Below are 26,478 nucleotides of genomic sequence, written 5' to 3'. Positions count from 1 at the left end.
TCAACGGGGAATCAAATTAACCCTACTTAAGGAGGGGGGGTGGCTTTGATGTCTGTGGCGTCCCGCCGCGCCCCCAGCCATTCGATCGGGCTTCGCGAGCCCGATATCCAAGAGACCCCAAGATGTTCGCCAAATACTCGATCCGCGCCAAGATCATTGCCGTGGTTGCGTTCCTGCTCGTCGCGACGACAGGCATGGGCCTGCTCGCGGTCATGAACTTGCGGTCGATCAATGCCAACACCGTCGACATCACGACGAGCTGGTTGCCGAGCGTGCGCGTGCTCGGCGAGTTGCGGGCCGGGGTCATCACCTATCGCAACGTGATCCGCGAGCACATGCTGTCCGAGACGCTGGACGAGAAGCTCGCGCAGGAAAAGACCCTTGCGATGGTGGTCGAAGCCAACTCCAAGGCCCGCGCGACCTATGAGCCGATGATCACCTCGCCGGAGGAGCGCGCGCTCTACAATCAATGGGTCGACACCTGGACCCGCTACAAGAAGGGCACCGAAGAGGTCATGGCTCTGTCGCGCAAGGATGCCGGCAAGATCCAGCACGACGCACATGAGCTGAACGCCAAGACGGTGAACAAGATCGGCCTCGAGGCGGACGAGATCCTGCGCAAGGACATCGATCTCAACAACGCCGGTGCCGACAAGGCGGCGCGGGACGCGGCGAACAGCTACGCGTCGGCCGTCATGCTGCTTGCGATGATCCTTGGCGCCGCCATCATCGTCGGCGTCGGCGTCAGCTTCCTGATGATCCGCGACGTCTCGTCCGGGATCGCCTCGATCGTGAACCCGATGCAGGCGCTGGGCCGCGGCGACCTCACCGCCGTCGTGCCGCACCAGGGCGAGAAGACCGAGATCGGCGCGATGGCCGACACACTGCAGGTGTTCAAGGAAGCCCTGATCGCCAAGAAGACCGCTGACGAGGCCGCGGCCGCCGATGCCGAAGCCAAGATCGAGCGCGGCCGCCGGGTCGATACCATCACCCGCAATTTCGAGCAGATGATCGGCGAGATCGTGCAGACCGTATCGTCGGCCTCGACCCAGCTTGAAGCCTCGGCCTCTACGCTGTCGTCGACCGCAAGGCGTTCGCAGGAGCTGACCACCTCGGTCGCCGCGGCCTCCGAGGAGGCCTCGACCAACGTCCAGTCGGTGGCGTCGGCGACCGAGGAGCTATCGTCGTCGGTCACCGAGATCAGCCGTCAGGTGCAGGAATCGGCGCGGATGGCCGGCGACGCCGTCGGCCAGGCGCGCACCACCAACGATCGCGTCAGCGAGCTGTCGAAGGCCGCCGCACGCATCGGCGACGTCGTCGAACTGATCAACACGATCGCCGGCCAGACCAATCTGCTGGCGCTCAATGCCACCATCGAGGCGGCGCGCGCCGGCGAAGCCGGCCGCGGCTTTGCAGTGGTCGCGTCCGAGGTGAAGGCTCTGGCCGAGCAGACCGCCAAGGCGACCGGCGAGATCGGCCAGCAGATCGCCGGGATCCAGACCGCGACCCAGGAGTCGGTCGGCGCGATCAAGGAAATCTCGTCGACCATCGAGCGGCTGTCGGAGATCTCCTCCACGATCGCCGCCGCGGTCGAAGAGCAGGGCGCGGCGACCCAGGAAATCTCCCGCAACGTGCAGCAGGCGGCGCAGGGCACCCAGCAGGTCTCGGCCAACATCACCGACGTCCAGCACGGCGCCAACGAGACCGGCTCGGCGTCGAGCCAGGTGCTGTCGGCGGCGCAGTCGCTGTCGGGAGACAGCAACCGCCTCAAGCTCGAGGTCGGCAGGTTCCTCGAGGCCGTCCGCGCGGCCTGACGCCGGCGGGCGGACTGCCCGCATTTGTCTCGGGCAACGAAACAGCAATGTGGTGGGCCGGCCGGCTCACCACGTTTTGCATTTTTGCAGAGCTGCGATGCGTTGGCGTCGCGTCAGTCGAAAGGGCGTCCTCGGCCGGCTCGCATTCGCAGCAGAGCTGTCTCTTTTTGACGATGATCCGAGCGCGACCGGTGGCGCTGCGCCCGGCCCAGCCGATCGGCGCACGCAGGCTCACGCACTATGCCAAGGAAGTGAAGGCGCTCGCGGCTGCGCGGGTTGGCATTTTGCCCGGGCATCGGGTAAATCGGCCGCTGCGGAACGGCTTTTGCAATGTCGATTCCTCCGCCTGGGCGGGCTTCATTTCGGGAATGCTGTTTTTATGATCGCACTGGTCCGTATCGCGCTGAGCCGGCCGTATACTTTCGTCGTGCTCGCGATCCTGCTGCTGATTATCGGACCGCTGGCGGCACTGCGCACGCCGACCGACATCTTTCCCGAAATCCGCATCCCCGTGATCGGCGTGGCCTGGTCGTACACCGGTCTGCCTCCCGACCAGATGTCGGGGCGCATCACAACTCCGTTCGAGCGTGTGCTGACCACGACGGTCAACGACATCGAGCACATCGTTGCGAACTCCTATAACGGCATCGGCATCGTCAAGATCTTCTTCCAGCCGAACGTCGACATCCGCACCGCCAACGCGCAGGTCACGGCGATCGCCCAGACCCTGCTCAAGCAGCTGCCGCCGGGCGCGACGCCGCCGCTGATCCTCAACTACAGCGCCTCGACGGTTCCGATCGTCCAGGTCGCGCTGTCGGGTGACGGCCTGACCGAGCAGAACCTCGCCGATATCGGCATCAACCAGTTGCGCACGCCGTTGGTCACGGTGCCCGGCGCCGCGATCCCCTATCCGTATGGCGGCAAGCAGCGCCAGATCCAGATCGACCTCAACTCGACCGCGCTGCAGGCGCGCGGCCTGTCGGGCCAGGACGTCGCCAATGCGCTCGCCGCCCAGAACCTGATCACGCCGGTCGGTACCCAGAAGATCGGCAGTTTCGAGTACACCATCAATCTGAACAACTCGCCGCTGCGTATCGAGGAGCTCGGCGACCTGCCGATCAAGACCGTTAACGGTGCGATGGTCTATGTGCGCGACGTCGCCACCGTCCGCGACGGCAACCCGCCGCAGACCAACATCGTCCACGTCGACGGCAACCGCTCGGTGCTGATGATGGTGCTGAAGGCCGGTGCGGTTTCGACGCTCGATATCATCGCCGGCATCAAGCAGAAGGTGATCGAGGTCAAGGACCAGCTGCCGGACGCGCTCAAGATCGGCTTCGTCGGCGACCAGTCGGTGTTCGTCCGCGGCGCGATCAGCGGCGTCGCCTTCGAGGGTGTGATCGCGGCGCTCTTGACCAGCGTGATGATCCTGCTGTTCCTCGGCAGCTGGCGCTCGACCGTCATCATCGCGGTGTCGATCCCGCTGTCGGTGTTAGGGGCCATCATCATGCTGTCCCTGATCGGCGAGACGCTCAACATCATGACGCTCGGCGGCCTTGCGCTCGCGGTCGGCATCCTGGTCGACGACGCCACGGTGACGATCGAGAACATCAATTACCATCTGGAGCAGGGCAAGCCGGTCGAGCAATCGATCCTCGACGGCGCCAACCAGATCGTGACGCCGGCCTTCGTCTCGCTGCTCTGTATCTGCATCGTGTTCGTGCCGATGTTCTTCCTCACCGGTGTCGCGCGCTTCCTGTTCGTGCCGATGGCCGAAGCTGTGATGTTCGCGATGATCTGGTCGTTCATCCTGTCGCGCACCCTGGTGCCGACGATGGCGAACTATCTGCTGCAGGCGCATGTCCATCACGAAGGCGCGCCCCCGAAGTCGCGCAATCCCTTTGTCTGGTTCCAGCGCGGCTTCGAGGCCCGGTTCGAGCGTATCCGCGGCGGCTACCACGGCCTGCTTGCGATGGCGCTCGGCCATCGCAAGGTGTTCGTCGGCGGCTTCCTCGCGGTCGTGGCCGCGTCGTTCCTGCTGGTGCCGTTCCTCGGCCGCAACTTCTTCCCGGCGGTCGACGCCGGCAACATCCTGATGCATGTCCGCACCCAGGTCGGCACCCGCGTCGAGGAGACCGCCAACCAGATGGCGGACGTCCAGAAGGCGATCCGCAAGCTGATCCCGGGCGAGATCGAGACCATGACCGACAACATCGGCATGCCGATCTCCAGCATCAATTTGACCTACAACAACACCGGCGTGATCGGCCCGCAGGATGCCGACATCCAGATCAAGCTGAAGGAAGGTCACAAGCCGACCGAGGAGCACGTGCGCACGCTGCGTGAGCAGTTGCCGCGGCTGTTCCCGGGCACCAGCTTCTCCTTCCTGCCGGCCGACATCGTCAGCCAGATCCTGAACTTCGGCGCGCCGGCGCCAATCGATCTGCAGATCCGCGGTGCCAATCTCGAGGCCAACTACGCCTATGCCAACAAGCTGCTGGCCAAGATCAAGCGCATTCCCGGCATCGCCGACGCGCGGATCCAGCAGTCGCCGAACAACCCGACCTTCAACATCGATGTCGACCGCACCCGCGCGCAATATGTCGGCCTGACCGAGCGCGACGTCACCAACGCGCTGGTGGTGAACCTTGCCGGCTCGTCGCAGGTGGCGCCGACCTATTATCTCAATCCGGACAACGGCGTTTCGTATTCGATCGTGATGCAGACGCCGCAATACCAGATCGACTCGCTGAGCGCGCTGCAGACCCTGCCGATCACCGCGACCGGCAACACCCAGGCGCCGATCCTCGGCGGCATCGCCGACATCAAGCGCGCGACCTCGAGCGCGGTGGTGTCGCAATACGACATCCAGTCGCTGGTGCAGATCTACGCCACGACGCAGGGCCGCGATCTCGGCGGCGTCGCGACCGATGTGCGCCAGCTGATCGCGGACACCGCCAAGGAGGTGCCGAAGGGCTCGTCCGTGGTGCTGCTCGGCCAGGTGCAGACCATGAACTCGGCCTTCACCGGCCTGTTGTTCGGCCTGCTCGGCGCGGTCGTCCTGATCTATTTCCTGATCGTGGTGAACTTCCAGTCCTGGTCGGACCCGTTCGTGATCATCACGGCGCTGCCCGCGGCGCTGGCCGGCATCGTCTGGATGCTGTTCACGACCCAGACCACGCTGTCGGTTCCGGCGCTGACCGGCGCCATCATGTGCATGGGCGTCGCCACCGCCAACAGCGTGCTCGTGATCAGCTTCGCCCGCGAACGCTATGAGGAGCTCGGCGACCCCGTCGCGGCCGCCCTGGAGGCCGGCTTCGTCCGGTTCCGCCCGGTGCTGATGACCGCGCTCGCCATGATCATCGGCATGGCGCCGATGGCGCTGGGGCTCGGCGAGGGCGGCGAGCAGAACGCGCCGCTCGGCCGCGCCGTGATCGGAGGCCTGATCTTCGCCACAACAGCGACGCTGATGTTTGTTCCCGTGGTATTCAGTATGGTACACAAGAAGCAAGGCGCCAAAGCCGCCGCCTCATCGGAGATTCCGCATGCAGCCCACTGAAAAGCGCCCACCGGTGTCCGGCCGGAGATTGGGCATATTCGGCGTGGTTGCACTGGTCGGCGCGGGGCTGATCGTCGGCACCGGGATCCGCGCCCGTGAGGAGCAGGACACCAAGCTGAAGGAATGGACCGACGACCAGGCCATTCCGACGGTTGCGGTGGCACTGCCGAGCGCCAAGGCGCTGAGCCCGACGATCGACCTGCCGGGCCGGCTCGAGGCCTATTCCCGCGCGCCGATCTATGCCCGGGTGTCCGGCTACCTGAAGAACTGGGACGCCGACATCGGCGCCCGCGTCAAGGCCGGCCAGGTGATCGCCGAGATCGAGGCGCCCGACCTCGACCAGCAATTGCTGCAGGCGCGCGCCGATCTCGCCAGCGCCCAGGCCTCGGCCAAGCTCTCCGAGGCCACGTTGGCCCGGCGCAAGACGCTGGTGGCCTCGAACTTCGTCTCCGCCCAGGAGATTGACGAGCGCACTGCCGACCTCTCCAACAAGAACGGCGCGGTCAAGGCCGGTCAGGCCAATGTCGAGCGGCTGGAAGCGCTCGCCGGCTACAAGAAGATCACAGCGCCGTTCGACGGCGTGGTGACCTCGCGCGACACCGATGTCGGCGCGCTGATCAACGCCGGCGGCAATTCGGGCCCCGCGATGTTCACGGTCTCCGACATCACCAAGCTGCGCGTCTATGTCAACGTGCCGCAGAACTACGTGCCGGCGATCAAGATCGGCGCCAAGGCCACGCTGTCCCTGCCGGACTACCCGAACCGCACATTCCAGGCGACGGTGGAAGCCTCCTCGCAGGCGGTCGATGTCGCCTCCGGCACCACGCGGATGCAACTCGGGCTCGATAACTCCTCCGGCGAACTGATGCCGGGCAGCTACGCCAGCGTGAAGCTCAATCTGCAGCGCGACTCCACGCCGCTCAGCATTCCCGCCAGCGCGCTGATCTTCAACAGCAGCGGCCTGCGGGTCGCAACCGTCGGCCCCGACGACAAGGTGCTGTTCAAGACCGTGACGATCGGCCGCGACCTCGGCAAGGAGATCGAGCTCGCCTCGGGCCTCGCGCCCGACGACCGCATCATCACCGCCCCGCCGGATGGCCTCGCCGACGGCGATCATGTCCGCGTCACCGGTGCCGGCGCCACCAAGGGCAAGCCGACCACGGCCTCCGAAAAGCAGGATGTAAAGGGGTAGGGACGCCGCGGCGTCCCTCTTACCTCGCCCCGCTTGCGGGGAGAGGTCGGATCGCATGCCAATGCGATCCGGGTGAGGGGGTACAGGTCCCACAGCGGTCACGGCTCGTGGTAAGAGCCCCTCACCCCAACCCTCTCCCCGCATCCGCCTTCGCCCGAAGGCGGGCTTCGGCGGACAAGAGAGCGGGGCGAGGGAGCTCAGAGAACTAACCCACCCGCCATTCCAGCATGCCGTCACCGGCGGCGACGATGTTGCCCGTGGTGCCGACCGGCGTGCGATCCATGCTCTGCAGATAGGCCAGCGTCGCGGTGTCGCTCGCCGGAATGCGGCCGAGCGTGCGACGGCCGTCCTCGGTGCGCAGCATGGTGACGCCGTGCTCGACCTCGCCATTGGCGCGATAGATCACGGTGAAGGCCTCGACCTTGCCCTTGCCGCCGGCCTTGTCGGTGAACTCGGGCACGTTGCGCCGGTTGCCATCGGCTTCCGCCTGCACGGAGGTGTCCTGCTTGAGCGCGGCCTGTGGCGCCGCGCGCGACAGCACCAGGCCATGGTGCTTGGTGACGAAGCCGCCCTGGCCGTAGAGCAGGCCGAGCGTGCCGCCGCTTCTCAATTTGCGCACCATCGCGCAGGCCGAATGCGTCATGTAGGTGTTGAGCGGCGCGCCGAAGAACGTCAGGCCGCCCGTCACGGTCGGCTGCACGTCGCTGCCCAGGCCGAGCGTCCGGCGCGCCATCTTCGGCACGCAGGGGAAGCAGCTATAGAGCTCGATCGCGTCGAACTTTTTGCCGTCGCCGCCGACGAGATCCATCACCGTCTTCAGCACCGCAGTCTGCGCGTGGCTCTCGACGAACTGGTCGCGGATCAGGTAGTCGCGCGGCTCCTCCGCCGAGGCGCCGCCGAGCGGATAGATCAGTTTCTCCTCGGGCACGCCGGCCGCGCGCGCCTTCGCGAGGCTGGTCAGGATCAGCGCGCCGCCCATGTTCACGGTCGGGTTCGCCACCATCAGTTTCGTATACGGCCAGGCGATCATGCGGTTATCGGGCGTTGCCGTGGTGATTTCGTCGCCGCTGAACTTCTTCTTCAGCCAGGAGTTCGGGTTGTCGGCGGCAACCCGTGCATAGGTCGACCAAAGGTCGCCGGATTCCTTCAGCGCCTCGCGCGGCGTCTGGCCCCAATGCGCCGAGGTCGCGGACTCATAGAGTGGATAGACCGTGATCGGCCGGAACACGCCGAGCGCAACGGCCATCGGCTTCTGGAACGCGGCGCCGCGCTTCGGCTCCTCGACGTCATGCGCGAACGGCGTCCACGGCAGCTCGACGCCGGTGCGCTGCGCCTTGGTCGCGGTCGACTGCGCCTCCGCGCCGCACACCGCCGCGACGCTGCATTCGCCGCGCGCGATGCGCTGCGCCGCCTCGTGCAGATAGCGGATCGGGCTCTCGCCGCCAACCGGGCCGTAATAAAGATGCGCGGGCGCAATGCCGAGCCGCTTCGCAAGCTGCTTCTCGGGATCGCGGTAGCGCCAGCTCAGGAAGTTGACGACATCGAGCGACTGCACGTCGGCGAGCAGCTTTGCGCCGCTGTCCGCCTCGGCGCGCTTCAGCGCCTCCTCCAGCAGCGTGAGCGGCTCGAGGCCGGCGGCGATGTCCTTTGGACGATCGACGATCTCGCCGACGCCGACGATGACGGGAATGCGGTCTTCGGGGATGCTGTTCGACATTCTTGTTGTTTCACTCTGCGGTATTGGATTCGATGCTTGTTTGAGGCGTCATTGCGAGCGAAGTGAAGCAATCCATTTCTCGGCACGGGGATGGATGGATTGCTTCGTCGCTCCGCTCCTCGCAATGACGACGGTGGGCATACTATTCCGCCATCAGCGCATTCATGTGCTCGACGGCTTCGACAAACTCTTCCTTGAACTCCTGCACCACGGCGCCGGCGGATTTGACGCTGTCGACAAGGCCGACACCCTGGCCGACGAAGTAGCTGACGAGGTCGCGGGCCTTCTCGTTGCCGGCAGCGGCGGCGCGGTCGATCGCGTTGAAGGCGTCGCGGCTGATGATGCTCTGCAGCGGCATCGGCAGCGCGCCGGGGCTGTCCGGCGAGCGGTCCCAGGCGTCGGTCCACACCGAGCGGAGCTGCCGCGCCGGCTTGCCGGTGCGCCCCTTGGAGCGGATCGCGTCGCGCGAGGAGGCCGCGATCATCTTCTCGCGGAAGATCTCCGAGGTCTCCGACTCCACGGTGGCGAGCCACACCGAGCCGGTCCATGCGCCGGCCGCGCCCATCGCCATGCAGGCCGCCATCTGGCTGCCGGTCATGATGCCGCCGGCGGCGAGCACCGGCACGTCGCGGATATTTTTCACCGCCTTGATCACCTCGGGCACCAGCACCATGGTCGAGACTTCGCCGCAATGGCCGCCGGCCTCGGTGCCCTGCGCGACCAGGATGTCGACGCCGGCCGCGACCTGGCGCAGCGCGTGCTCCTTGGAGCCGACCAGCGCCGCGACCGGCACGCCGTGCTTGCGGCCCATCTCGATCATCGCCTTCGGCGGCACGCCGAGCGCGTTGGCGATCAGCCTGATCGGATGGCGGAACGAGACGTCCAGTAATTGGAGCGCGGTCTCGGCATCGAACGGCTGCGGCTGGTTATCGGCGACATTCCGGCTGGTCAGCTCGATATCGTACTTCTTCAGCAGATTGCGGGTGAAGTCGCGATGTTCCTGCGAGACGCGCGCCTCGAGGCTCTTCCAGGTGACGTTCTTCTCACCCGCGGTCGAGATGTTTTCCGGGATCAGCACGTCGATGCCGTAGGGCTTGCCGTCGACATGCGCGTCGATCCACTTCAGCTCCTGCTCCAGTGTTTCCGGCGAATGCGCGGTCGCGCCGAGCACGCCGAAGCCGCCGGCGCGGCTGACCGCTGCCACCACGTCGCGGCAATGGCTGAAAGCGAGCAGGGGGAAATCGATTCCCAGCATGTCGCAGATCGGTGATTTCATGGGCTGGTTCTCTCCCGGCGGCTGCTTCTTGTGCTTGTTGGCGTCAGCCCCTGCGACGCTAGCGCAGGACGGTCGGCGAAGCCAAGCGGCTTTCGGCTGCGGCGATCTTGCGTGCAGGCGCTGCTCTGGCTGCATCGCTTGCCACGCATTCCGCAAGGTAGAAAATGCGATAATGCGGGCTGGGCAAAGCGGAGCGTGCCCACCATCTAGTGCGGACATGCGGATGGGCGCGGCGGTCGCCGCGCCATGGAAAAACGGAAACCGGGAGCCAACGACGTGACTGACACCTCTGCCTACGAGCCGCCGAAAGTCTGGACCTGGAACAAGGAGAGCGGCGGGCGCTTCGCCAGCATCAACCGGCCGATCGCCGGTCCGACCCATGACAAGGAACTGCCGGTCGGGCGCCATCCGCTGCAGCTCTATTCGCTGGCGACGCCGAATGGCGTCAAGGTCACCGTGATGCTGGAAGAGTTGCTCGCCGCGGGTCACAAGGGTGCAGAATACGACGCCTGGCTGATCAAGATCGACGGCAACCAGTTCGGCAGCGGTTTTGTCGGTGTCAATCCGAACTCCAAGATCCCGGCGCTGATGGATCGCAGCGGGAAGGAGCCGATCAGGGTGTTCGAGTCGGGCTCGATCCTGGTCTACCTCGCGGAGAAATTCGGCGCGTTCCTGCCGACCGATGCCAAGACCCGCGCCGAAACCTTTTCCTGGCTGTTCTGGCAGATGGGCGCCGCACCCTATCTCGGCGGCGGCTTCGGGCACTTCTACGCCTATGCGCCGACCAAGATCGAATACGCCATCGATCGCTTTGCGATGGAGGTGAAGCGCCAGCTTGATGTGCTCGACCGCCGGCTCGCCGACAACGAATATCTCGCGGGCGATGTCTACACGATCGCGGACATGGCGGTGTGGCCCTGGTACGGCAGCCTGGCCAAGGGCCTGCTCTACGGCGGCGGCGAATTCCTCTCGGTGCAGGACTACAAGAACGTGCAGCGCTGGACCGACGCGATCGCGGCGCGGCCCGCGGTCAAGCGCGGCCGCATGGTCAATCGCACCTGGGGCGAGCCGTCGAGCCAGCTCCACGAGCGGCACGAGGCCAGCGATTTCGAGACCAAGACGCAGGACAAGGTGGGCGAGCAGGCGGCGTCGTGACACGCTGAGCGATCGCTGCTATTGCCGCCTTACAATTACAGATTGCGGGGTGGTACGGTGACCTGGAACACGCAGACGATGCTCATACGGCCCGCCAGGATCGATGGCGGGCCCGAGAGGCTTCTCGATGAGCTCGGCTACCACAGGTATGGCAAGGTCGATGAGGCGCCGTTTCGTCGCGCAGGCGCGGGGAGCATTTGGATCGGCGCCGTCGACGATTGCACGATCATCTACAGCCACCTCGTCGGGCATTTTTACGAGGAGGATCGCAATGAGCTGGATCAGGCGTCGGCCGCGCTGAAGAATTCAATTCTTCGAAGGTTTTCCGACGCCGAGATTGCGATCTTGGCGCTGCACAGTGTCGTCGCGCATTGGGGATTTGCTGTCTACCGTCAGGGCAGATTGATCCGCCGTCAACACGGCTATGATGGGATCGTGCTCGCGGACGAGGGGCCGAGGCTTCCGGTAGAAGAGGCCTATCTTGCCAAATTCGAACGTCACGACGTCGATGGCGAGGTTACGTATCGGGATCCCGCCCATCCTGAATATGACGACATGACCGAGCCTGACCTCGGCGAAGCGTTCGTGTTCGAAATCTGCAAATCATTCACCGGCGTTTCGCTCGATCGATTGAATGCCGACGGAGCGAACTTCTGGCTGGACGACGATGAAGCGGAAGTTCTGGCGAGGCAGAAGCGCGTGCAAGGCGGCAAGGCCTCGCGTCCGTGGTGGAAGTTCTGGCGCTGAAGCCTGGCGGTCAGCTGCGTAGGGCGGATTAGCTAAGCGTAATCCGCCGTCATGCGCGGAGGAAATTCGGCGGGTTACGCCGGAGTCTGTCATCGGGCCGCGCTTCGCGCGGACCCGTGGGCTAACCCGCCCTACGGACCACGCTCACCCCAGCAAATCGTCATACTCCGGGTGCTTCTTCATGAAGCCCTGGAGGAACTCGCATTTCACGACGAGCTTGATCTTCTGCGCGCGCACGGCGTCCAGCACGGCGCGGGCGAGTTTTGAGCCGATGCCGCGGCCGCCGAGCTCCGGCGGCACTTCGGTGTGAACCAGCGTGATCGTGTCCGGCGTCTTGCGGTAGACCACGAAGGCCGTGTGGCCGTCGACGGCGAGTTCGAACCGGCTCTGCGCGGCGTTGTCGCGGAATGCTTCACTCATTGTCTTGTCCTCGGCTATTTCTTCTGTGCGCCCTCGGCCGCGGGAAACACCACGCGGTCGTCGGTGCGGCAGTAGCGATCGGCGAACATGCGGCCGATCGGGTGGTAGCGCTCCATATGGACGCGCATCGCCTCACGATCCCACAATTCGTCGCGGATGTGGAAATGGATGCCTTCACCCATGATCAGCTGCCGGTCACCGTTGACGTCGATCAGCTTCCAGGTCTTGCACTCCATCGCGAACGGCGCGTCCGCAAGCCTGGGTACCGCGATCCTGCGTGAGGGCGCAAGCTTCAAGCCGAGATAATCGGGCTCGCCGATCTCGGGCGGGAAGTCGCCCGAGGTCTCGTGCATCGCGCGCGCCAGCGGCTCGTCGGTGAGGTTGACCACGAATTCGCCCAGGCGCTGGATGTTGGCCAGCGTGTCCTTTTCGCGGCCGTCGGGCCTGCGGTTGACCGCGAACATGCAGAGCGGCGGGTCCTCGCAGAACACGTTGAAGAACGAGAACGGAGCCGCGTTGACCACGCCGTCCGCGCTCGTGCTCGTCACCCAGGCGATCGGCCGCGGCAGCACGAAGGAGGTCAGCACTTTGTAGCGTTCGCGCTGGCTGAGGTCGTCGGGGGCGTATTCCATGGGATGATCCGAAAATGTAGGGCGGGGTTGGCGACTTGTCCGCCGTAGCTCATCGAGCGAAGGCGGAAGCGTAACCCGCCGCCGGCGGTTCGGAAAGCAAAAGGCGGGTTACGCTTGCGCGAACCCGCCTTGCAGACCTGCTTGGCTCTGCCCGCGAGAGCGGGGAGAGGGGGAGGGAACGACTACGGCATGCTCAGCTCGTGGCGGCCGACCACCATCCAGTGCACCTCGTCCGGACCGTCGGCGAAGCGGAGATGGCGAACGTCCTGATACATTTCGCCGAGCGGCGACCACTGCGAGATGCCGGTGGCGCCGTGCATCTGGATCGCCTGGTCGATCACCTTGCAGGCGCGCTCGGGCACCATGGCCTTGACCATCGAGACCCAGACGCGGGCTTCCTTGTTGCCGAGCACGTCCATCGCCTTGGCCGCCTTCAACACCATCAGCCGCATCGCCTCGATCTCGCAGCGCGCCTGGGCGATGATCTGCATGTTGCCGCCGAGATGGGCGATCTTCTTGCCGAAGGCTTCGCGGGTCAGGCCACGCTGCACCATCATGTCGAGCGCCTTCTCGGCCTTGCCGATGGTGCGCATGCAGTGATGGATGCGGCCCGGTCCGAGGCGGACCTGCGAGATCTCGAAGCCGCGGCCTTCGCCGAGCAGCATGTTCTCCTTCGGCACCTTGCAATTGTTGAAGCGCAGATGCATGTGGCCGCGCGGCGCATGGTCATGGCCGAACACGTGCATCGGGCCCAGGATCTCGACGCCGGGGGTGTCGATCGGCACCAGGATCTGCGACTGCTGCTTGCTCGGCGCCGCGTCCGGATTGGTCTTCACCATCACGATCATGATCTTGCAGCGCGGATCGCCGGCGCCGGAGATGTAGTACTTCTCGCCGTTGATCACCCACTCGTCGCCGACGAGCTTTGCGGTGGTCGAGATGTTCTTGGCGTCGGAGGAGGCGACGTTCGGCTCGGTCATCGCATAGGCCGAGCGGATCTCGCCGTTGAGCAGCGGCTTCAGCCACTTGTCCTTCTGCGCCTTGGTGCCGACGCGCTCGAGCACCTCCATGTTGCCGGTGTCGGGCGCCGAGCAGTTCATGGTCTCGGAGGCCAGCGGGCTCTTGCCGAGCTCGGCGGCGATATAGGCGTAGTCGAGATTGTTGAGGCCGTCGCCGGTTTCGGCGTCGGGCAGGAAGAAGTTCCAGAGACCGACTTCCTTGGCCTTGTCCTTGGCCTTCTGCAGGATCGCGAGCTGCTCGTCCGTGAAGCTCCAGCGGTTGGTCTTCTTCTCGCCGGCACGATAGAATTCGACCGACATCGGGTCGACGGTGTCGCGGATGAACTGCTTCACATGGTCGTAGAGCGGGCGGACCTTGTCCGACATCCGGAGATCATTGAGCTCGTCGCCCGGATTGAGTGTGTAGTTCGTGGTGCGCGGCACATAGGCATGCTTCATTGTCTTTTCTCCCTCGCGAAGGCGCGTTTCGCGGCGGACAATAGACGCGTGCGGCGCGAAGCGCGAGCACCGATTTCGTACGATCGCTACCGCATCGCGGAATATCGCGACGGCGTTTCAAACGTTGTTTGAACGCCGCCGCGCACGATGCGTGCGGATCGTCAGACCATCCGGTGCATCGCGCAGATCTTGTTGCCGTCGAGATCGCGCAAGTAAGCGAGGTAGAGCTTGATGCCGCCTCCTTCGCGCACGCCCGGCGGATCCTCGATAGGCTTGCCGCCATTGGCGATGCCGGCCGCGTGCCAGGCCTCGACCTGCTCCGGCGAAGAGCACGCAAAGCCGATCGTGCCGCCATTGGCGTGCGTCGCCGGTTCGCCGTCGATCGGCTTGGAAACCATGAAGATGCCGGCCTTGGTGAGGTACATGATGCGGTGACCGTCGACCCGGGCCGGCCGGACATCGAGCGTGCCGAGCAGCGCATCATAGAACGCCTTGGCCTTGTCCAGATCGTTGGTGCCAACCATCACGTGTGAAAACATCTGAAATATCCTCCCTCTTGGTTTACGAAAGCCGCCTCGTTGCGCCCTCGCAGGTGGAACGCTTAGCAGCAGTTTTGCCGCGACGGAAGCGACGCTGCGATCGGCACCCGGCTTTCCCTGCGCCTCTGCGCCGGAAGAGGGCAAGTAAACGCAAGACCCGGACGCATCAGGGCCGCGAGGATGCGGATGTATGACTCACAAGGCGTGCAACATATTCGGCGTCGTCCCTGCGAACGCAGGGACCCATAACCACGAATGGCCATTGTTACGCGGTGCCGGAACGAGGTGTCCCTTCAACAACATCCGCTGCGGAGTATGGGTCCCTGCTTTCGCAGGGACGACAGCGGTGGATGCGGAAGCGCTGCAACAATCAGAACGCCGTGTAACCGCCGTCGATGACAAAGCAATCCGCCGTATGATAGGACGACGCCTTGCTCATCAGATACACGGCAATGCCGCCGAAATCGCTCGGCTCGCCGAAGCGGCGTACCGGGATGCGCGGCATCACGTTGGCGACGAACTTGTCGTTGGCCATGATGCCGGCGGTCATGTCGCTCTTGATCCAGCCGGGCAGGATGGCGTTCGCGGTGACGCCGTGGCGGGCCAGCTCGACGCCGAGCGCGCGGCACAGTGCGTTCAGCGCGGCCTTGGTGCCGGCATAGTGCTCGTTGCGCGCGGTGCCGAACAGCGAGGCGAGGCTCGAGGTTGCGACCAGCCGGCCGAACTTGTCGCCGGCCTCGGACCGCTCCGTCATGTGGCGTGCCGCAGCCTGGAATACGTGAAACACGCCGTCGAGATTGGTCGCGAACATCTTGCGCCATTCCTCCTCGGTGCGGTCGATGAAGGAGCGGCGACCGCCGCCGCCGATGCCGGCATTGGCGAAGCAGCCGTCGACGCGGCCGAAGGTGTCGAGCGTTGCCTTCATCGCGGTCTTGACCGAGCCGGGATCGCTGACGTCGCAGAATTGCGTGGCGACCCTGCCGGGGCCCGCCTTCATCGAGGCGGCGGCGTTGGCGTTTTTTTCCGCGTTGCGGCCCCAGATCGCGACGTTGCAGCCGGCGGCGTTCAACGCCTGCGCGATGCCGAGGCCGATGCCGCCATTGCCGCCGGTGATGACAGCGACGCGGCCGGTGAGATCGAAGATGCCACTCATTGGGGTTTCCATTTGGTTTGGTGCGCGGTAATCACGCGTTCACGGATGGGCTTGCCGCCGACCATGGACAAGCCCGGCACAAAAATCAAATATGGGTCGAAACATCGACCTACCGCGGTACCAACCTCGGAAGCAACGTAAAGAGGAAACCATGCAGTTCAAGCACGTCACGCTCGACTTCGACGGATCGGTCGCAATCCTCAAGCTCGACCATCAGGAAGTCATGAACGCGGTGTCGATCGACATGCTGGGCGGCCTTGCCGAGGCGCTCGATGCGATCGACGACAAGCGGGACGAGGTGCGCTGCCTGGTGATCACGGGCGCCGGCCGTGCCTTCTGCACCGGCGCCAATCTGCAGGGTCGCAACCAGCAGCAGAAGCCCGGCAAGAGCAACGCCGGCGCGGCGCTGGAGGCCGCATTTCATCCGTTCCTGCGCCGATTGCGTAAGCTGCACTGTCCGATCGTGACGGCGGTGAACGGTCCGGCCGCCGGCGCCGGCATGAGCTTCGCGTTGATGGGCGACCTCATCCTGTGTGCGCGCTCGTCCTATTTCCTGCAGGCGTTCCGCCGCATCGGCCTGGTGCCGGATTGCGGCTCGACCTGGCTGTTGCCGCGGCTGATCGGCAAGGCGCGTTCGGTCGAGCTGTCGCTGCTCGGCGAGCGGCTGCCGGCCGAGAAGGCGCTGGAATGGGGCCTCGTCAACCGCGTCTATGACGACGCCGCGCTGATGGAAGAGACGATGAAGATGGCGCACGATCTAGCCAACGGCCCGACGGTCGCGCTGTCGCTGATCCGCAAGCTCTATTGGGACAGCCCGGAAAATACCCTCGAGGATCAGCTCAATCTGGAATTCGAGTCGCAGCGGATCGCCGGCCGCGCCGAGGATTTCAAGGAAGGTGTCACCGCATTCCTCGAGAAGCGGCCGGCGAAGTTCAAGGGCAAATGATCGAGACCGAACTCACCCGTTGCGTCGCCGCGTTTCATCCGGGCGCGACCGGCGTCACCGGCGCCGCAAAGCTCTCCGGCGGCGCGAGCCAGGAGACCTGGACGTTCGACATCGTGCACCCGGACGGCAATGTCGGCGCGATCCTGCGCCGCGCGCCGCCCGGTTACGGTGCCGCGCCCGGCCGCGCCGCCGGCCTCGATGCCGAGGCGACGCTGATGCAGCTCGCGCATGACGCGGGCCTGCCGTCGCCGAAGGTGATGCATGTCTTGAGGCCGGAGGACGGCCTCGGCCGCGGCTTCATCATGGCGCGCGTGGAAGGCGAGACCATCGCGCGGAAAATTTTGCGCGATGAGGAATATGCTGGCGTGCGTCCGCGCCTGGCCCGCCAGCTCGGCCGCGTCATCGCCGGCATTCACGGCCTGCCGCAGGCGAAGCTGCCGCAGCTGCGCAGCCTGACCGCGACCAGGGAGATCGAGGATCTCGCCCGCGAGTATCACAGCTTCAACTGGCCACGCCCGGTGTTCGAGCTGGCGCTGCGCTGGCTGCGCGATCACGATCCCGGTCCGTCATCCGAAGTGACGCTGGTGCATGGCGACTTCCGCCACGGCAACCTGATCATCGGTCCCGATGGCGTGCGCGCCGTGCTCGACTGGGAGCTCGCGCATACCGGTGATCCCATGGAAGACTTGGGGTGGATCTGCGTCAATTCGTGGCGCTTCGGCGAGATCGACAAGCCGGTCGGCGGTTTCGGCACCCGCGAAGATCTGTTCGCTGGCTATGAAGAAGCTGGCCGCAAGGCCGATCCTGATCGCGTGATGTTCTGGGAGGTGATGGGCACGCTGCGCTGGGGCGTGATGTGCTGCGGCATGATGCAGCGCTTCCGCTCAGGTCCCGATCACTCGATGGAACGCGCGATGATCGGGCGGCGCGCGTCGGAGACCGAGATCGATCTGCTGCGTTTGTTGGCACCGAGAGGTCGTTGAGATGCAGGACGAACCCACACCCACCGAGCTGATCAAGGCCGTCGCCGATTTCCTGCGCAATGAGATCACGCCCGTAATCAAGGGGCATAACGGCTTCAAGCTGCGCGTCGGCATCAACGCGCTCGACCTGGTGACGCGGCAACTTGCGCTTGCCGAGGCCGGCGATGCGACCGAGGCCGCGCGGCTGAAGCAATTGCTCGGCGCCGACGGCTCGCTGATGGAGCTGAACCGCGCGTTGTCGGAGAAGATCGCGAGCGGCGAGGTCGATCTGACAACGCCGGGGCTATCAGAGCATCTCTGGCAGACCACGATGGACAAGCTCGCCGTCGATCAGCCGAACTACGCGTCGTATAAGAGGGAACTCGGAAAGTAGGATGGGTGGAGCGAAGCGATACCCATCGCGACGCCTGGCAAGCGTTGATGGGTATTGCTGCGCTCCACCCCCACGTCGTCATTGCGAGCGAAGCGAAGCAATCCATCTCACCGCAAGCCGAGACATGGATTGCTTCGTCGCTTCGCTCCTCGCAATGACGCGGAAAGAGCCGCTACCGCCCCAACCACGTCGGCGGGCGCTTCTCCGAAAACGCCTTCGGGCCCTCGATGTAATCCTGCGAGGCGGCCATCGCCTTCACCGCTGGGTATTCGCGCTGCTCGGTCATGGCCTGCTCGAGCGAGACTTCGAGGCCCTTCTGGATCGCCTGCTTGGAGGCGCGGATCGACATCGGCGAGTTCTTGGCGATGGTCTCGGCCCAGCGCTCGGCGGCGGCCAGCGCCTCGCCCTGCGGCACCACCTCGTTGACGAAGCCGAGCTCGAGGCCTTCCTTGGCGCTGACATGGCGCGCGGTCAGGATCATGCCCATGGCACGCTTCAGCCCGATCTGGCGCGGCAGGCGTTGCAGGCCGCCGGCGAGCGCGGCGAGGCCGACGCGCGGCTCGGGCAGGGCGAAGGTCGCATTGTCAGCGGCAATGATCAGGTCACAGGCCAGCGCGACCTCGAACCCGCCGCCCATCGCGACGCCGTTGACGGCGGCGATGATCGGCTTGTCGCAGTCGAAGCGGGTGGTGAGCCCGGCGAAGCCGCCCTTGTCCCAGCCGCGCTTGCCACCGGCGGCCTGCCACTTCAGGTCGTTGCCGGCGCAGAACGCCTTGTCGCCGGCGCCGGTGACGATCGCGACCCACTGCTCGGGATCGGCGGAAAAGTCGTCGAACACCTTGTTGAGCTCGAAATGCGCGTCGATATGCAGCGCGTTGTAAACCTCGGGCCGCGACAGCGTCACGATGGTGATGGGACCCTTGCGCGTCACCTTGGAGAATTTCAGATCCATGTTTGCTCCCGTGAATTTTCTGCGGCGAAGAATATGGCTGATATCCTAACGCCTGCACCTCGTTCCGTGCCATCCAATTACGCAACGCGACCGCGCGCGCAAGCCTCACTCGGCTGCTTGACTTGGGGGCGTGCTTCTCACCTTAATCGATCGGAATGCGGATGCGCGATAGCGCCTAAACGCAAAACCAGAATCAACAATCATTCCGGGAGTGACCGCCTTGGATTTCAACCTGCCGGCTGACCTGACCGCCTATCTCGCCGAGCTCGATCGCTTCATCGAACGCGAGATCAAGCCGCTGGAAGAAGCTGACGACAACATCCGCTTCTTCGATCATCGCCGCGAATGGGCGCGCACCGATTTCGACAAGGGTGGCCTGCCGCGCCATGAATGGGAGCTCTTGCTGCGCAAGGCCAAGAACCTGGCCGACGCCGCCGGCCATCTGCGCTTCGCGATCCCGAAGCGCTATGGCGGCAAGGACGGCTCCAATCTCTGGATGGCTGTGATCCGCGAGCATTTCGCCTCGAAGGGTCTTGGCCTGCACAATGATCTGCAGAACGAGCACTCGATCGTCGGCAATCTTCCGATCGTGACCATGCTCGACCGCTATGGAACCGACGAGCAGAAGGCAATGATCGACGGCTCGATCACCGGCAAATATCGCATCACGTTCGGCCTGACTGAGCCTGAGCACGGCTCGGACGCCACGCACATGGAGACGAGGGCGGTCCAGGCCACCCGCGACAACGTCAAGGGCTGGATCATCAACGGCGAGAAGATGTGGACGACAGGCATGCATGTCGCCACGCACTGCGCGCTGTTTGCCCGCACATCGGGCAATGACGGCGACGCCCGCGGCATCTCCTGCTTCCTGGTGCCGGCGAAATCGGCGGGCGTGAAGGTCGAGGAGTATATGTGGACCTTCAACATGCCGACCGATCACCCGCGGGTCAGCTTCACCGACGTGTTCGTGCCGGAGGATGCGCAGTTCGGCGAGGTCGGCCGCGGCCTGTCGCTGGCGCAATGCTTCGTGCACGAGAACCGGATTCGCCAGGCGGCAAGCTCGCTCGGCGCTGCCGTCTACTGCATCAATGAGAGTGTGAAATACGCGCGCGAGCGAAAACCGTTCGGCAAGGCGCTGGCTGAGAACCAGGCGATCCAGTGGCCGCTGGTCGAGCTTGCCACGCAAGCCGAGATGCTCCGCCTGTTGATCCGCAAGACCGCCTGGGAGATGGATCAGCTGACTCAGGCCCAGGTCGAGCATACGCTGTCGGACCGGGTCTCGATGTGCAACTTCTGGGCAAACCGCCTGTGCTGCGAGGCCGCCGACCGCGCGATGCAGGTGCACGGCGGCATGGGCTATTCGCGTCACAAGCCGTTCGAGCACATCTATCGCCACCACCGCCGCTATCGCATCACCGAAGGCAGCGAGGAGATCCAGAAGCGCAAGGTGGCGGGCTTCCTGTTCGGCTACATGGGAGCCGGCAAGCATTAGGTTGACAGAGAGGCGGTACGACATGGAAGGTGGATGCACTTGCAGAAATGTCCGTTACCGTCTCGCCGGCAGGCCGCTGATCGTGCACGCCTGCCACTGCACCTGGTGTCAGCGCGAGACCGGCACCGTGCATGCGCTCAACGCGATGTACGAGGCCGAGCGGGTCGCGCACATCGCGGCCGAGCCCGAGATCGTCGACACGCCGTCGGCGAGCGGCAAGGGCCAGAAGATCGCGCGCTGCCCGATCTGCAAGGTCGCGGTGTGGAGCAACTATCCGGGCGCGGGACCGGCGGTCCGCTTCGTCCGCGTCGGCACGACGGACGACCCGAGCCAATGCCCGCCCGATGTCCACATCTTCACCTCGTCGAAACTGCCCTGGGTGACGTTCCCTCCGGGCGCAAAAGTGTTCGCCGAGTATTACGATCGGAGAGCGGTCTGGCCGGAGGAGGCGCAGGGGCGCTGGCGCGTCCTGCGGGAGAAGATGAAGAAGGCGTGACCGACATCTCTCTCAGCATCGTCGTCCCTGCGAAAGCAGGGACCCATAACCACAAAAGGTTGTTGATGAAGCGAGATGTGGCCCCAGCATATTACCACCACCAACAGTGGTGGTTATGGGTCCCGGCTCGCGCTTCGCTTGGCCGGGACGACGGAGAGGGCTAATTCACCTGGCGGTCCTTGCCGGCCCAATATGGTTCCCGCAGGCTCCGCCGCAAAATCTTGCCCGACGGGTTGCGCGGCAGCGCCGGGATGAAGTCGACCGATTTCGGCGTCTTGTAGCCGGCGATGCGCTCGCGGGTGAAGTTGATGATGTCGCTCGCGGTCGCGCTCTTGCCCGGCTTCATCACCACGACCGCCTTCACCGCCTCGCCCCATTTGTCGTCGGGGATGCCGATCACGGCGGCTTCCGCCACGTCGGGGTGGTCGCACAGCGCGCTCTCGACTTCGGCCGGATAGATGTTCTCGCCGCCGGAGATGATCATGTCCTTGATGCGGTCGTGGATGTAGAGATAGCCATCCTTGTCCATGTAGCCGGCATCACCGGTGCGCAGCCAGCCGTTGCTATCGATCGTGTGCGCGGTGGCCTCGGGCAGATTCCAGTAGCCCGCCATGTTGGAGCCGGAGCGGGTGGCGATCTCGCCGACTTCGCCGGGCGGCAGCGGCTTGCCGTCGCCGTCGAGGATCGCGAGCTCGACGCCGGGCAGCGCCTTGCCGGCCGAGCGCATCCGCTCCAGCCCTTCGATGTGATCCTCGGGCGGCAGCGCCACGATGGTGCCGGTGGTCTCGGTCATGCCGTACATCTGCACGAAGCCGCATTTGAAGACCTCGATGCACTCCTTCAGCAGCGCCGCCGGGATCGGGGAGGCGCCATAGAGCATGTATTTCAGGCGCGAGAAATCGACCTGCCGCGCGCGCGGCTGCCGCACCACGAACTGCATCGCCGCCGGCACCATGAACAGTTTGGTGATGCCGGACTGCTCGAAGAAATCGAGCACCTTGGTCGGATCGAACTCGCGCGCGATGACGCCGCGGGCGCCGTGATAGAGCCCCATCACCCCCCAGCCGGAGCCACCGATGTGGAAGATCGGCATCGCGACCAGCGAGACGTCGTCGGTGGTCCACCGGTTCCATTCCGGCTTCTCGGCCTCATTGCCGCTCTGCACGAGGTTGAGGAAATTGGCGTGCGACAGCATCGCGCCCTTCGGCTTGCCTGTCGTGCCCGAGGTGTAGAGCTGGATCGCGATATCCTTCGGCTCGATCGCAATGCGCGGATCATCGCCGCTCTGCGCGTCGCGCCAGGCGAGGAAGTCGGGCCATTCCGGCGCGCCACCTTCGGTCGTGATGATGGTGCGGACGCTGGGCAGCTTGTCGCTGATATTGCGCGCCTGCGTGATGAATTCGGGACCGACGAACAGAATGGGCGCCTTGCAGTCGTCGACGATGAAGGTGACCTCGGGACCCGCGAGCCGCCAGTTCACCGGCGCCATCACCACGCCGGCCTTCATCGCGCCCATCAGGAGCTCGAAATAGAAGTCGCTGTTCTTGCCGAGATAGGCGATGCGCTCGCCCTTCTTCACGCCCATCGCGATCAGTGCGTTGGCGACGCGGTTGGTCTTGATATCGAATTCGGCGAAGGAGGTCTGTCGTCCCTCGAATTCATAGGCTAGCGCATCGCCGCGGCTTTTGGCGCGGTCGCGCACCATGTCGGCGAGATTGCTCAGTTTCGGCGCGTCGGACATGTTTCCCCCGTGATGCTTTTTGTTGGCGCGGAGTGTGGCTGCATCGCGCGCGAAAAACAATACGGGGTGTGGTGCACGATCCATCCACATCGTCGTCCCGGGCAAGCGAAGCGCGACCCGGGAACCATAACCACAGAATCGAGTTGTCGAGCGCGCTGTGGCCGCAGCGTGCTCGGTGGTTTTGAGCGGTGGTTATGGGTCCCTGCTCCCGTGCGCAATTGCGCACTAGGCAAGGACGACAGTTGTGGTTGAGGCGCGAGCTGTCGCTTCAACCCCGCGCCGCGCGATCCTTCTCGTTCTGGGCCTTGATCGAGTCGCGCGCCTTGGTCCAGTCGTCGTCGCTCCAGTCGCGCAGCTGGTAGAAATTGCCGCCCATCGCCAGCGCCTGCGCGCCGTCCATGGCGATGGTCTCGCCGTTGATCCAGTCGCAGCCGCCGGAGATCAGGAACACCGCGAGGTTCTGCAATTCCTCCATGGTGCCGACGCGGCCCATCGGGTTCATCGCCTTGGTCCGCGCGCCGGCCTCGTCGCCGGGCTTGATGCGCTTGCTCATGCCCTCGGTCGGGATCTCGCCGGGTGCGATGGTGTTGAGACGGATGCCGTGGCGGCCCCATTCGATCGCGAGCGACATCGTCATGGCGTGGATCGCCGACTTGCTCATCGCCGACGGCACCACGTAGGGCGAACCGTTGCGCACCCAGGTCACCGTGATCGACACCACGTTGCCGCGATGGCCACCGGCGATCCAGCGCCGGCCCACCGCGTGGGTCACGTAGAAGGTGCCGTGCATGACGATGTTGGCCACGGCGTCAAACCCCCGCGCGGAAAGCTCTTCCGAACGCGAGATGAAATTGCCGGCGGCGTTGTTGATCAGATCGGTGAGGGGACCGCTGGTGGTCCAGATCGCTTCGATCATCTCGTCGACCGCCATGGCGTTGCGGATATCGACGCCGTGGCTGACCACGCGCCCGCCATGCTCGGCCATCAACTCGGTGGCAGTTTCGTCGCAAACGCTCTTGCGGCGGCCGCAGATATGCACCTCGGCGCCGAGTTGCAGGAACCGGGTGGCCATGGCCTTGCCGAGGCCGGTGCCGCCGCCGGTTACCAGGATGCGCCGCCCGGCAAGAAGCTGATCAGAGAACATCGTTTCCTCCACGGGGGTTGTCATTTAATTGGTCGATTGACTAAAAGCGGACAACGGCCTTTCTGTAAAGCGCCAACTCAAGGAACAAAGCGGAGGGAATGATGGAAGATCGCGTTTCGATATCGATTTCGGACGGTATCGCCGATGTCCGACTGGTACGGGCCGACAAGATGAACGCGCTCGATGCCGCGATGTTCGAGGCATTGGTCGCCGCAACCGACCGTCTTTCCAAGGAAAAAGACGTCCGGGTGGTCGTGCTGTCCGGCGAGGGCCGGGCCTTTTGCGCCGGCCTCGACATGGGCCGGTTCGCCGCCATGAAGGACGGCGGTAACGGAGTGCCGGGCGGCGCAAACCGCGACCTCACGATCCGCACCCACGGCAAGGCCAATGCCCCGCAGCAGGCGGTCTGGGGCTGGCGCCAACTCCCGGTGCCCGTGATCGCCGCGGTCCACGGCGTCGCGTTCGGCGGCGGCTTCCAGCTCGCGCTCGGCGCCGACATGCGTTTCCTCTCGACGGACGCGCGGATGTCGATCATGGAGATCAAATGGGGCCTCGTCCCCGACATGGCGGGCACGCCGATCCTCGCGAGCCTCGTGCGCGACGATATCCTGCGCGAGCTCACCTATACCGGCCGCATCTTCTCGGCGCAGGAGGCACAAAGTTACGGCCTCGCCACCCGCATCTGCGACGACCCGCGCGCTGCCGCGCTCGAGGTCGCGCGCGAGATCGCCGGCAAGAGCCCGGATGCGATCCGCGCCGCCAAGCGCATGCTGAGCAATCTGTCGGTCGATCCGGCCGCCGCGCTGCTCGCGGAATCCGTCGAGCAGCAGAAGCTGCTCGGCAGCCCGAACCAGACCGAATCCGTGCGCGCCAATCTGGAGAAGCGCGCGCCGAAGTTCGCGGATGTGTGATGCGTGCTGGCGTCATGGCCGGGCTCTCTCGGCCATGACGGACACAACCAACCTTGCTAACCGATAACGAAGAACAACAACAAAATGAGCGAAACGTCCCAACCCTTCCTCGGCATCGTCAGCGGCGGCCGCCGGCGCGATCACGCAGATGTCGCCGAGCGCACTGAGCGCATCGCCAGCGGCCTGAACCAGCTCGGCGTCAAGCCGGGCGACAGCGTCTGCATGCTGATGCGCAACGACATCGCCTTCATCGAGGCTGCTTACGCGGCGATGCGGCTCGGCGCCTATGGCGTGCCGATCAACTGGCACTTCAAGCCGGAGGAGATCAACTACGTGCTGACCGATTCCGGCACGCGCGTCCTGATCGGCCATGCCGACATGCTGCATCCGCTACGCGGCGCGATCCCCGATGATGTCACGGTGCTCAGCGTGCCGACGCCGCCGGAAATCCTCGCCAACTACAAGATCAATCCCGATCACCTCGCGACGCCGGATTTCGCGATCGATTTCGAATCCTGGCTGGCGCAATTCCCGCGCTACGACGGTCCTGTCGTGCCGCAGCCGCAGAACATGATCTACACCTCGGGCACCACAGGCCATCCCAAGGGCGTGCGCCGCTTCGCGCCGACGCCGGAGCAGACCGCCAATGCCGAAGCGATGCGCCAGATGATCTATGGCCTCCGGCCCGGCGCGCGTGCGATCCTGCCGGGGCCGCTCTACCATTCGGCGCCGAATTCCTTCGGGCTGCGCTCCGGCAAGCTCGGCGGCGCCCTGGTGCTGATGCCGCGCTTCGACGCGGAGGAGTTTCTGGCACTGATCGAGCGCGAGAAGATCGACATCATCTTCATGGTGCCGACGATGTTCATCCGCCTGATGAAGCTGCCGGAGGAGGTGCGCAGGAAATACGACATGTCGTCGCTCCGCCACGTCATCCATGCCGCCGCGCCGTGTCCGCCCGACGTCAAGCGCGCGATGATCGAGTGGTGGGGGCCGGTGATCTACGAATTCTACGGCTCGACCGAGTCGGGCGCGGTGACTTTCGCCAATTCCGAGGACGCGCTGAAGAAGCCCGGTACGGTCGGCAAGATCTCGCCTGGCGCCGAGCTGCGCTTCATCGGCGACGACGGCAAGGAGGTGCCGCAGGGAGAGATCGGCGAGATCTACTCGCGGATCGCCGGCAATCCCGATTTCACCTATCACAACAAGTCGGAGAAGCGCGCGGAGATCGACCGGCAGGGCTTCATCACCTCGGGCGACGTCGGCTATATCGACGCGGACGGCTATGTCTTCATCTGCGACCGCAAGCGCGACATGGTGATCTCGGGCGGCGTCAACATCTATCCGGCCGAGATCGAGGCCGTGCTGCATGCGGTGCCCGGCGTGCATGATTGCGCGGTGTTCGGCATTCCCGATGCGGAGTTCGGCGAGGCGCTGATGGCGGTGGTCGAGCCGCAGCCGGGCGTCGCGCTCGACATCGCCTCGGTCCGCGCCCAGCTCAAGACCGCGCTCGCCGACTACAAGGTGCCGAAGCATATCGAGATCCAGACCAGCCTGCCGCGCGAGGATTCCGGGAAGATCTTCAAGCGCCGGCTGCGCGACCCGTACTGGGAGCGGGCAGGGCGGCGGATCTAGGGCCGCAAACTCGCAGTCGTCCCTGCGAAAGCAGGGACGACTGCGGTGGTGCACCGCCCCCAAGTTCATCTTGCGCTGCGGCAAAAAAAGCGCAAACTCGGGAGGAGCCGGGCAGCCTCTGGAGTAGCCAAGCCATGTCTCCCC

At 65.0% G+C, this 26,478-nt stretch carries 23 protein-coding genes; 13 read left to right on the top strand and 10 right to left on the bottom strand.

The window, feature by feature from the left end; all coding sequences use genetic code 11:
- Nucleotides 1-122 precede the first annotated feature (122 nt).
- Genes BI327_RS19760 through BI327_RS19745 form a run of 4 tightly spaced genes read left to right on the top strand, consistent with a single transcriptional unit; the run spans nt 123 to nt 6,565 of the window.
- On the top strand, nt 123-1,814 hold the full coding sequence (locus BI327_RS19760) for a methyl-accepting chemotaxis protein (RefSeq protein WP_076862468.1): 1,692 nt from the start codon (nt 123-125) through the stop codon (nt 1,812-1,814).
- Nucleotides 1,815-1,861: 47 nt separating this feature from the next.
- Nucleotides 1,862-2,197 carry a hypothetical protein gene (locus BI327_RS19755; RefSeq protein ID WP_076862467.1) on the top strand — a complete coding sequence of 112 codons (336 nt, stop codon included), beginning with the start codon at nt 1,862-1,864 and terminating at the stop codon, nt 2,195-2,197.
- Nucleotides 2,194-5,373 (top strand): efflux RND transporter permease subunit, encoded by a 3,180-nt coding sequence (locus tag BI327_RS19750; RefSeq protein WP_076862466.1) that lies wholly within the window; start codon nt 2,194-2,196, stop codon nt 5,371-5,373. The genes BI327_RS19755 and BI327_RS19750 overlap by 4 nt, the downstream gene beginning before the upstream one ends.
- Nucleotides 5,360-6,565, top strand: a complete 1,206-nt coding sequence (locus tag BI327_RS19745) for an efflux RND transporter periplasmic adaptor subunit (protein ID WP_076862465.1) — start codon at nt 5,360-5,362, stop codon at nt 6,563-6,565. The genes BI327_RS19750 and BI327_RS19745 overlap by 14 nt, the downstream gene beginning before the upstream one ends.
- 205 nt (nt 6,566-6,770) lie before the next feature.
- On the opposite strand, the gene BI327_RS19740 is transcribed toward BI327_RS19745, so the two are convergent.
- Both BI327_RS19740 and BI327_RS19735 read right to left on the bottom strand, forming a co-directional pair.
- Nucleotides 6,771-8,282, bottom strand: coding sequence for an acetyl-CoA acetyltransferase (locus BI327_RS19740; protein ID WP_076862464.1), 1,512 nt, complete (start codon nt 8,280-8,282; stop codon nt 6,771-6,773).
- 142 nt (nt 8,283-8,424) lie between these two features.
- Nucleotides 8,425-9,558 carry a nitronate monooxygenase gene (locus tag BI327_RS19735; protein WP_076862463.1) on the bottom strand — a complete coding sequence of 378 codons (1,134 nt, stop codon included), beginning with the start codon at nt 9,556-9,558 and terminating at the stop codon, nt 8,425-8,427.
- Between the two features lie 276 nt (nt 9,559-9,834).
- Between BI327_RS19735 and yghU the strand changes: the two genes are divergently transcribed.
- Both yghU and BI327_RS19725 read left to right on the top strand, forming a co-directional pair.
- Nucleotides 9,835-10,713 carry a glutathione-dependent disulfide-bond oxidoreductase gene (gene yghU / locus BI327_RS19730; RefSeq protein ID WP_076863071.1) on the top strand — a complete coding sequence of 293 codons (879 nt, stop codon included), beginning with the start codon at nt 9,835-9,837 and terminating at the stop codon, nt 10,711-10,713.
- 57 nt (nt 10,714-10,770) lie between these two features.
- Nucleotides 10,771-11,460: a DUF6928 family protein gene (locus tag BI327_RS19725; RefSeq protein ID WP_076862462.1), complete on the top strand. Its 690-nt coding sequence runs from the start codon at nt 10,771-10,773 to the stop codon at nt 11,458-11,460.
- Nucleotides 11,461-11,604: 144 nt separating this feature from the next.
- Here BI327_RS19725 and BI327_RS19720 read toward each other — a convergent pair whose 3' ends face one another.
- The 5 genes from BI327_RS19720 to BI327_RS19700 all read right to left on the bottom strand — a co-directional run bounded on the left by BI327_RS19720 (nt 11,605) and on the right by BI327_RS19700 (nt 15,661).
- Entirely contained in the window at nt 11,605-11,880 is a 276-nt protein-coding gene (locus BI327_RS19720; RefSeq protein WP_076862461.1) for a GNAT family N-acetyltransferase, read from the bottom strand.
- Nucleotides 11,881-11,894: 14 nt separating this feature from the next.
- Nucleotides 11,895-12,512 (bottom strand): flavin reductase family protein, encoded by a 618-nt coding sequence (locus BI327_RS19715; RefSeq protein WP_076862460.1) that lies wholly within the window; start codon nt 12,510-12,512, stop codon nt 11,895-11,897.
- Nucleotides 12,513-12,694: 182 nt separating this feature from the next.
- Entirely contained in the window at nt 12,695-13,969 is a 1,275-nt protein-coding gene (locus BI327_RS19710) for an acyl-CoA dehydrogenase family protein (RefSeq protein WP_076862459.1), read from the bottom strand.
- A 161-nt stretch (nt 13,970-14,130) separates the two neighbouring features.
- Entirely contained in the window at nt 14,131-14,508 is a 378-nt protein-coding gene (locus tag BI327_RS19705) for a VOC family protein (protein WP_074125505.1), read from the bottom strand.
- Nucleotides 14,509-14,878: 370 nt separating this feature from the next.
- Nucleotides 14,879-15,661, bottom strand: a complete 783-nt coding sequence (locus tag BI327_RS19700; RefSeq protein ID WP_076862458.1) for an SDR family NAD(P)-dependent oxidoreductase — start codon at nt 15,659-15,661, stop codon at nt 14,879-14,881.
- A gap of 151 nt (nt 15,662-15,812) precedes the next feature.
- On the opposite strand from BI327_RS19700, the gene BI327_RS19695 reads away from it, so the two are divergent.
- The 3 genes from BI327_RS19695 to BI327_RS19685 are packed head-to-tail and all read left to right on the top strand — an operon-like array spanning nt 15,813 to nt 17,963.
- Nucleotides 15,813-16,607: an enoyl-CoA hydratase/isomerase gene (locus BI327_RS19695; protein WP_076862457.1), complete on the top strand. Its 795-nt coding sequence runs from the start codon at nt 15,813-15,815 to the stop codon at nt 16,605-16,607.
- Entirely contained in the window at nt 16,604-17,590 is a 987-nt protein-coding gene (locus BI327_RS19690; RefSeq protein WP_076862456.1) for a phosphotransferase family protein, read from the top strand. The genes BI327_RS19695 and BI327_RS19690 overlap by 4 nt, the downstream gene beginning before the upstream one ends.
- Before the next feature lies 1 nt (nt 17,591).
- Nucleotides 17,592-17,963, top strand: coding sequence for a DUF6285 domain-containing protein (locus BI327_RS19685; RefSeq protein WP_076862455.1), 372 nt, complete (start codon nt 17,592-17,594; stop codon nt 17,961-17,963).
- Nucleotides 17,964-18,135: 172 nt separating this feature from the next.
- On the opposite strand, the gene BI327_RS19680 is transcribed toward BI327_RS19685, so the two are convergent.
- The gene (locus BI327_RS19680) at nt 18,136-18,915 is read right to left on the bottom strand and encodes an enoyl-CoA hydratase-related protein (protein ID WP_076862454.1); all 780 of its coding nucleotides are present in this window, start codon (nt 18,913-18,915) and stop codon (nt 18,136-18,138) included.
- 220 nt (nt 18,916-19,135) lie between these two features.
- Here BI327_RS19680 and BI327_RS19675 point away from each other — a divergent pair, with 220 nt between their 5' ends.
- The gene (locus tag BI327_RS19675; protein ID WP_076827204.1) at nt 19,136-20,410 is read left to right on the top strand and encodes an acyl-CoA dehydrogenase family protein; all 1,275 of its coding nucleotides are present in this window, start codon (nt 19,136-19,138) and stop codon (nt 20,408-20,410) included.
- A gap of 22 nt (nt 20,411-20,432) precedes the next feature.
- A complete protein-coding gene (locus BI327_RS19670; RefSeq protein WP_076862453.1) occupies nt 20,433-20,906 on the top strand; it encodes a GFA family protein in 474 nt (157 codons plus the stop codon).
- A 160-nt stretch (nt 20,907-21,066) separates the two neighbouring features.
- Here the strand turns inward: BI327_RS19670 and BI327_RS19665 are convergent, their stop codons facing one another.
- Both BI327_RS19665 and BI327_RS19660 read right to left on the bottom strand, forming a co-directional pair.
- Nucleotides 21,067-22,647 carry a fatty acid--CoA ligase gene (locus tag BI327_RS19665; protein WP_076863069.1) on the bottom strand — a complete coding sequence of 527 codons (1,581 nt, stop codon included), beginning with the start codon at nt 22,645-22,647 and terminating at the stop codon, nt 21,067-21,069.
- A gap of 268 nt (nt 22,648-22,915) precedes the next feature.
- Nucleotides 22,916-23,791 (bottom strand): SDR family oxidoreductase, encoded by an 876-nt coding sequence (locus BI327_RS19660; RefSeq protein ID WP_076863067.1) that lies wholly within the window; start codon nt 23,789-23,791, stop codon nt 22,916-22,918.
- A gap of 101 nt (nt 23,792-23,892) precedes the next feature.
- Between BI327_RS19660 and BI327_RS19655 the strand changes: the two genes are divergently transcribed.
- Both BI327_RS19655 and BI327_RS19650 read left to right on the top strand, forming a co-directional pair.
- Complete coding sequence (locus BI327_RS19655; protein ID WP_076862452.1) at nt 23,893-24,702, top strand: crotonase/enoyl-CoA hydratase family protein; 810 nt, start codon at nt 23,893-23,895, stop codon at nt 24,700-24,702.
- An 84-nt stretch (nt 24,703-24,786) separates the two neighbouring features.
- Nucleotides 24,787-26,334, top strand: coding sequence for an acyl-CoA synthetase (locus BI327_RS19650; RefSeq protein WP_076862451.1), 1,548 nt, complete (start codon nt 24,787-24,789; stop codon nt 26,332-26,334).
- Nucleotides 26,335-26,478 lie beyond the last annotated feature (144 nt).

It is taken from the genome of Bradyrhizobium mercantei, from assembly GCF_001982635.1.
Lineage (GTDB): Bacteria > Pseudomonadota > Alphaproteobacteria > Rhizobiales > Xanthobacteraceae > Bradyrhizobium > Bradyrhizobium mercantei.
The sequence above is the reverse complement of the archived record's forward strand: the minus strand, read 5'-3'. Positions and strand labels throughout refer to the sequence as shown.

Coding starts and splice junctions, on each gene's coding strand:
- BI327_RS19650 (WP_076862451.1), top strand. CDS start 24,787: ATGAGCGAAACGTCCCAACCCTTCCTCGGCATCGTCAGCGGCGGCCGC.
- BI327_RS19740 (WP_076862464.1), bottom strand. CDS start 8,282: ATGTCGAACAGCATCCCCGAAGACCGCATTCCCGTCATCGTCGGCGTC.
- BI327_RS19710 (WP_076862459.1), bottom strand. CDS start 13,969: ATGAAGCATGCCTATGTGCCGCGCACCACGAACTACACACTCAATCCG.
- BI327_RS19760 (WP_076862468.1), top strand. CDS start 123: ATGTTCGCCAAATACTCGATCCGCGCCAAGATCATTGCCGTGGTTGCG.
- BI327_RS19655 (WP_076862452.1), top strand. CDS start 23,893: ATGGAAGATCGCGTTTCGATATCGATTTCGGACGGTATCGCCGATGTC.
- BI327_RS19720 (WP_076862461.1), bottom strand. CDS start 11,880: ATGAGTGAAGCATTCCGCGACAACGCCGCGCAGAGCCGGTTCGAACTC.
- BI327_RS19735 (WP_076862463.1), bottom strand. CDS start 9,558: ATGAAATCACCGATCTGCGACATGCTGGGAATCGATTTCCCCCTGCTC.
- BI327_RS19745 (WP_076862465.1), top strand. CDS start 5,360: ATGCAGCCCACTGAAAAGCGCCCACCGGTGTCCGGCCGGAGATTGGGC.
- BI327_RS19700 (WP_076862458.1), bottom strand. CDS start 15,661: ATGAGTGGCATCTTCGATCTCACCGGCCGCGTCGCTGTCATCACCGGC.
- BI327_RS19750 (WP_076862466.1), top strand. CDS start 2,194: ATGATCGCACTGGTCCGTATCGCGCTGAGCCGGCCGTATACTTTCGTC.
- BI327_RS19665 (WP_076863069.1), bottom strand. CDS start 22,647: ATGTCCGACGCGCCGAAACTGAGCAATCTCGCCGACATGGTGCGCGAC.
- BI327_RS19690 (WP_076862456.1), top strand. CDS start 16,604: ATGATCGAGACCGAACTCACCCGTTGCGTCGCCGCGTTTCATCCGGGC.
- BI327_RS19705 (WP_074125505.1), bottom strand. CDS start 14,508: ATGTTTTCACACGTGATGGTTGGCACCAACGATCTGGACAAGGCCAAG.
- BI327_RS19685 (WP_076862455.1), top strand. CDS start 17,592: ATGCAGGACGAACCCACACCCACCGAGCTGATCAAGGCCGTCGCCGAT.
- BI327_RS19660 (WP_076863067.1), bottom strand. CDS start 23,791: ATGTTCTCTGATCAGCTTCTTGCCGGGCGGCGCATCCTGGTAACCGGC.
- BI327_RS19695 (WP_076862457.1), top strand. CDS start 15,813: ATGCAGTTCAAGCACGTCACGCTCGACTTCGACGGATCGGTCGCAATC.
- BI327_RS19670 (WP_076862453.1), top strand. CDS start 20,433: ATGGAAGGTGGATGCACTTGCAGAAATGTCCGTTACCGTCTCGCCGGC.
- BI327_RS19680 (WP_076862454.1), bottom strand. CDS start 18,915: ATGGATCTGAAATTCTCCAAGGTGACGCGCAAGGGTCCCATCACCATC.
- BI327_RS19755 (WP_076862467.1), top strand. CDS start 1,862: ATGTGGTGGGCCGGCCGGCTCACCACGTTTTGCATTTTTGCAGAGCTG.
- BI327_RS19715 (WP_076862460.1), bottom strand. CDS start 12,512: ATGGAATACGCCCCCGACGACCTCAGCCAGCGCGAACGCTACAAAGTG.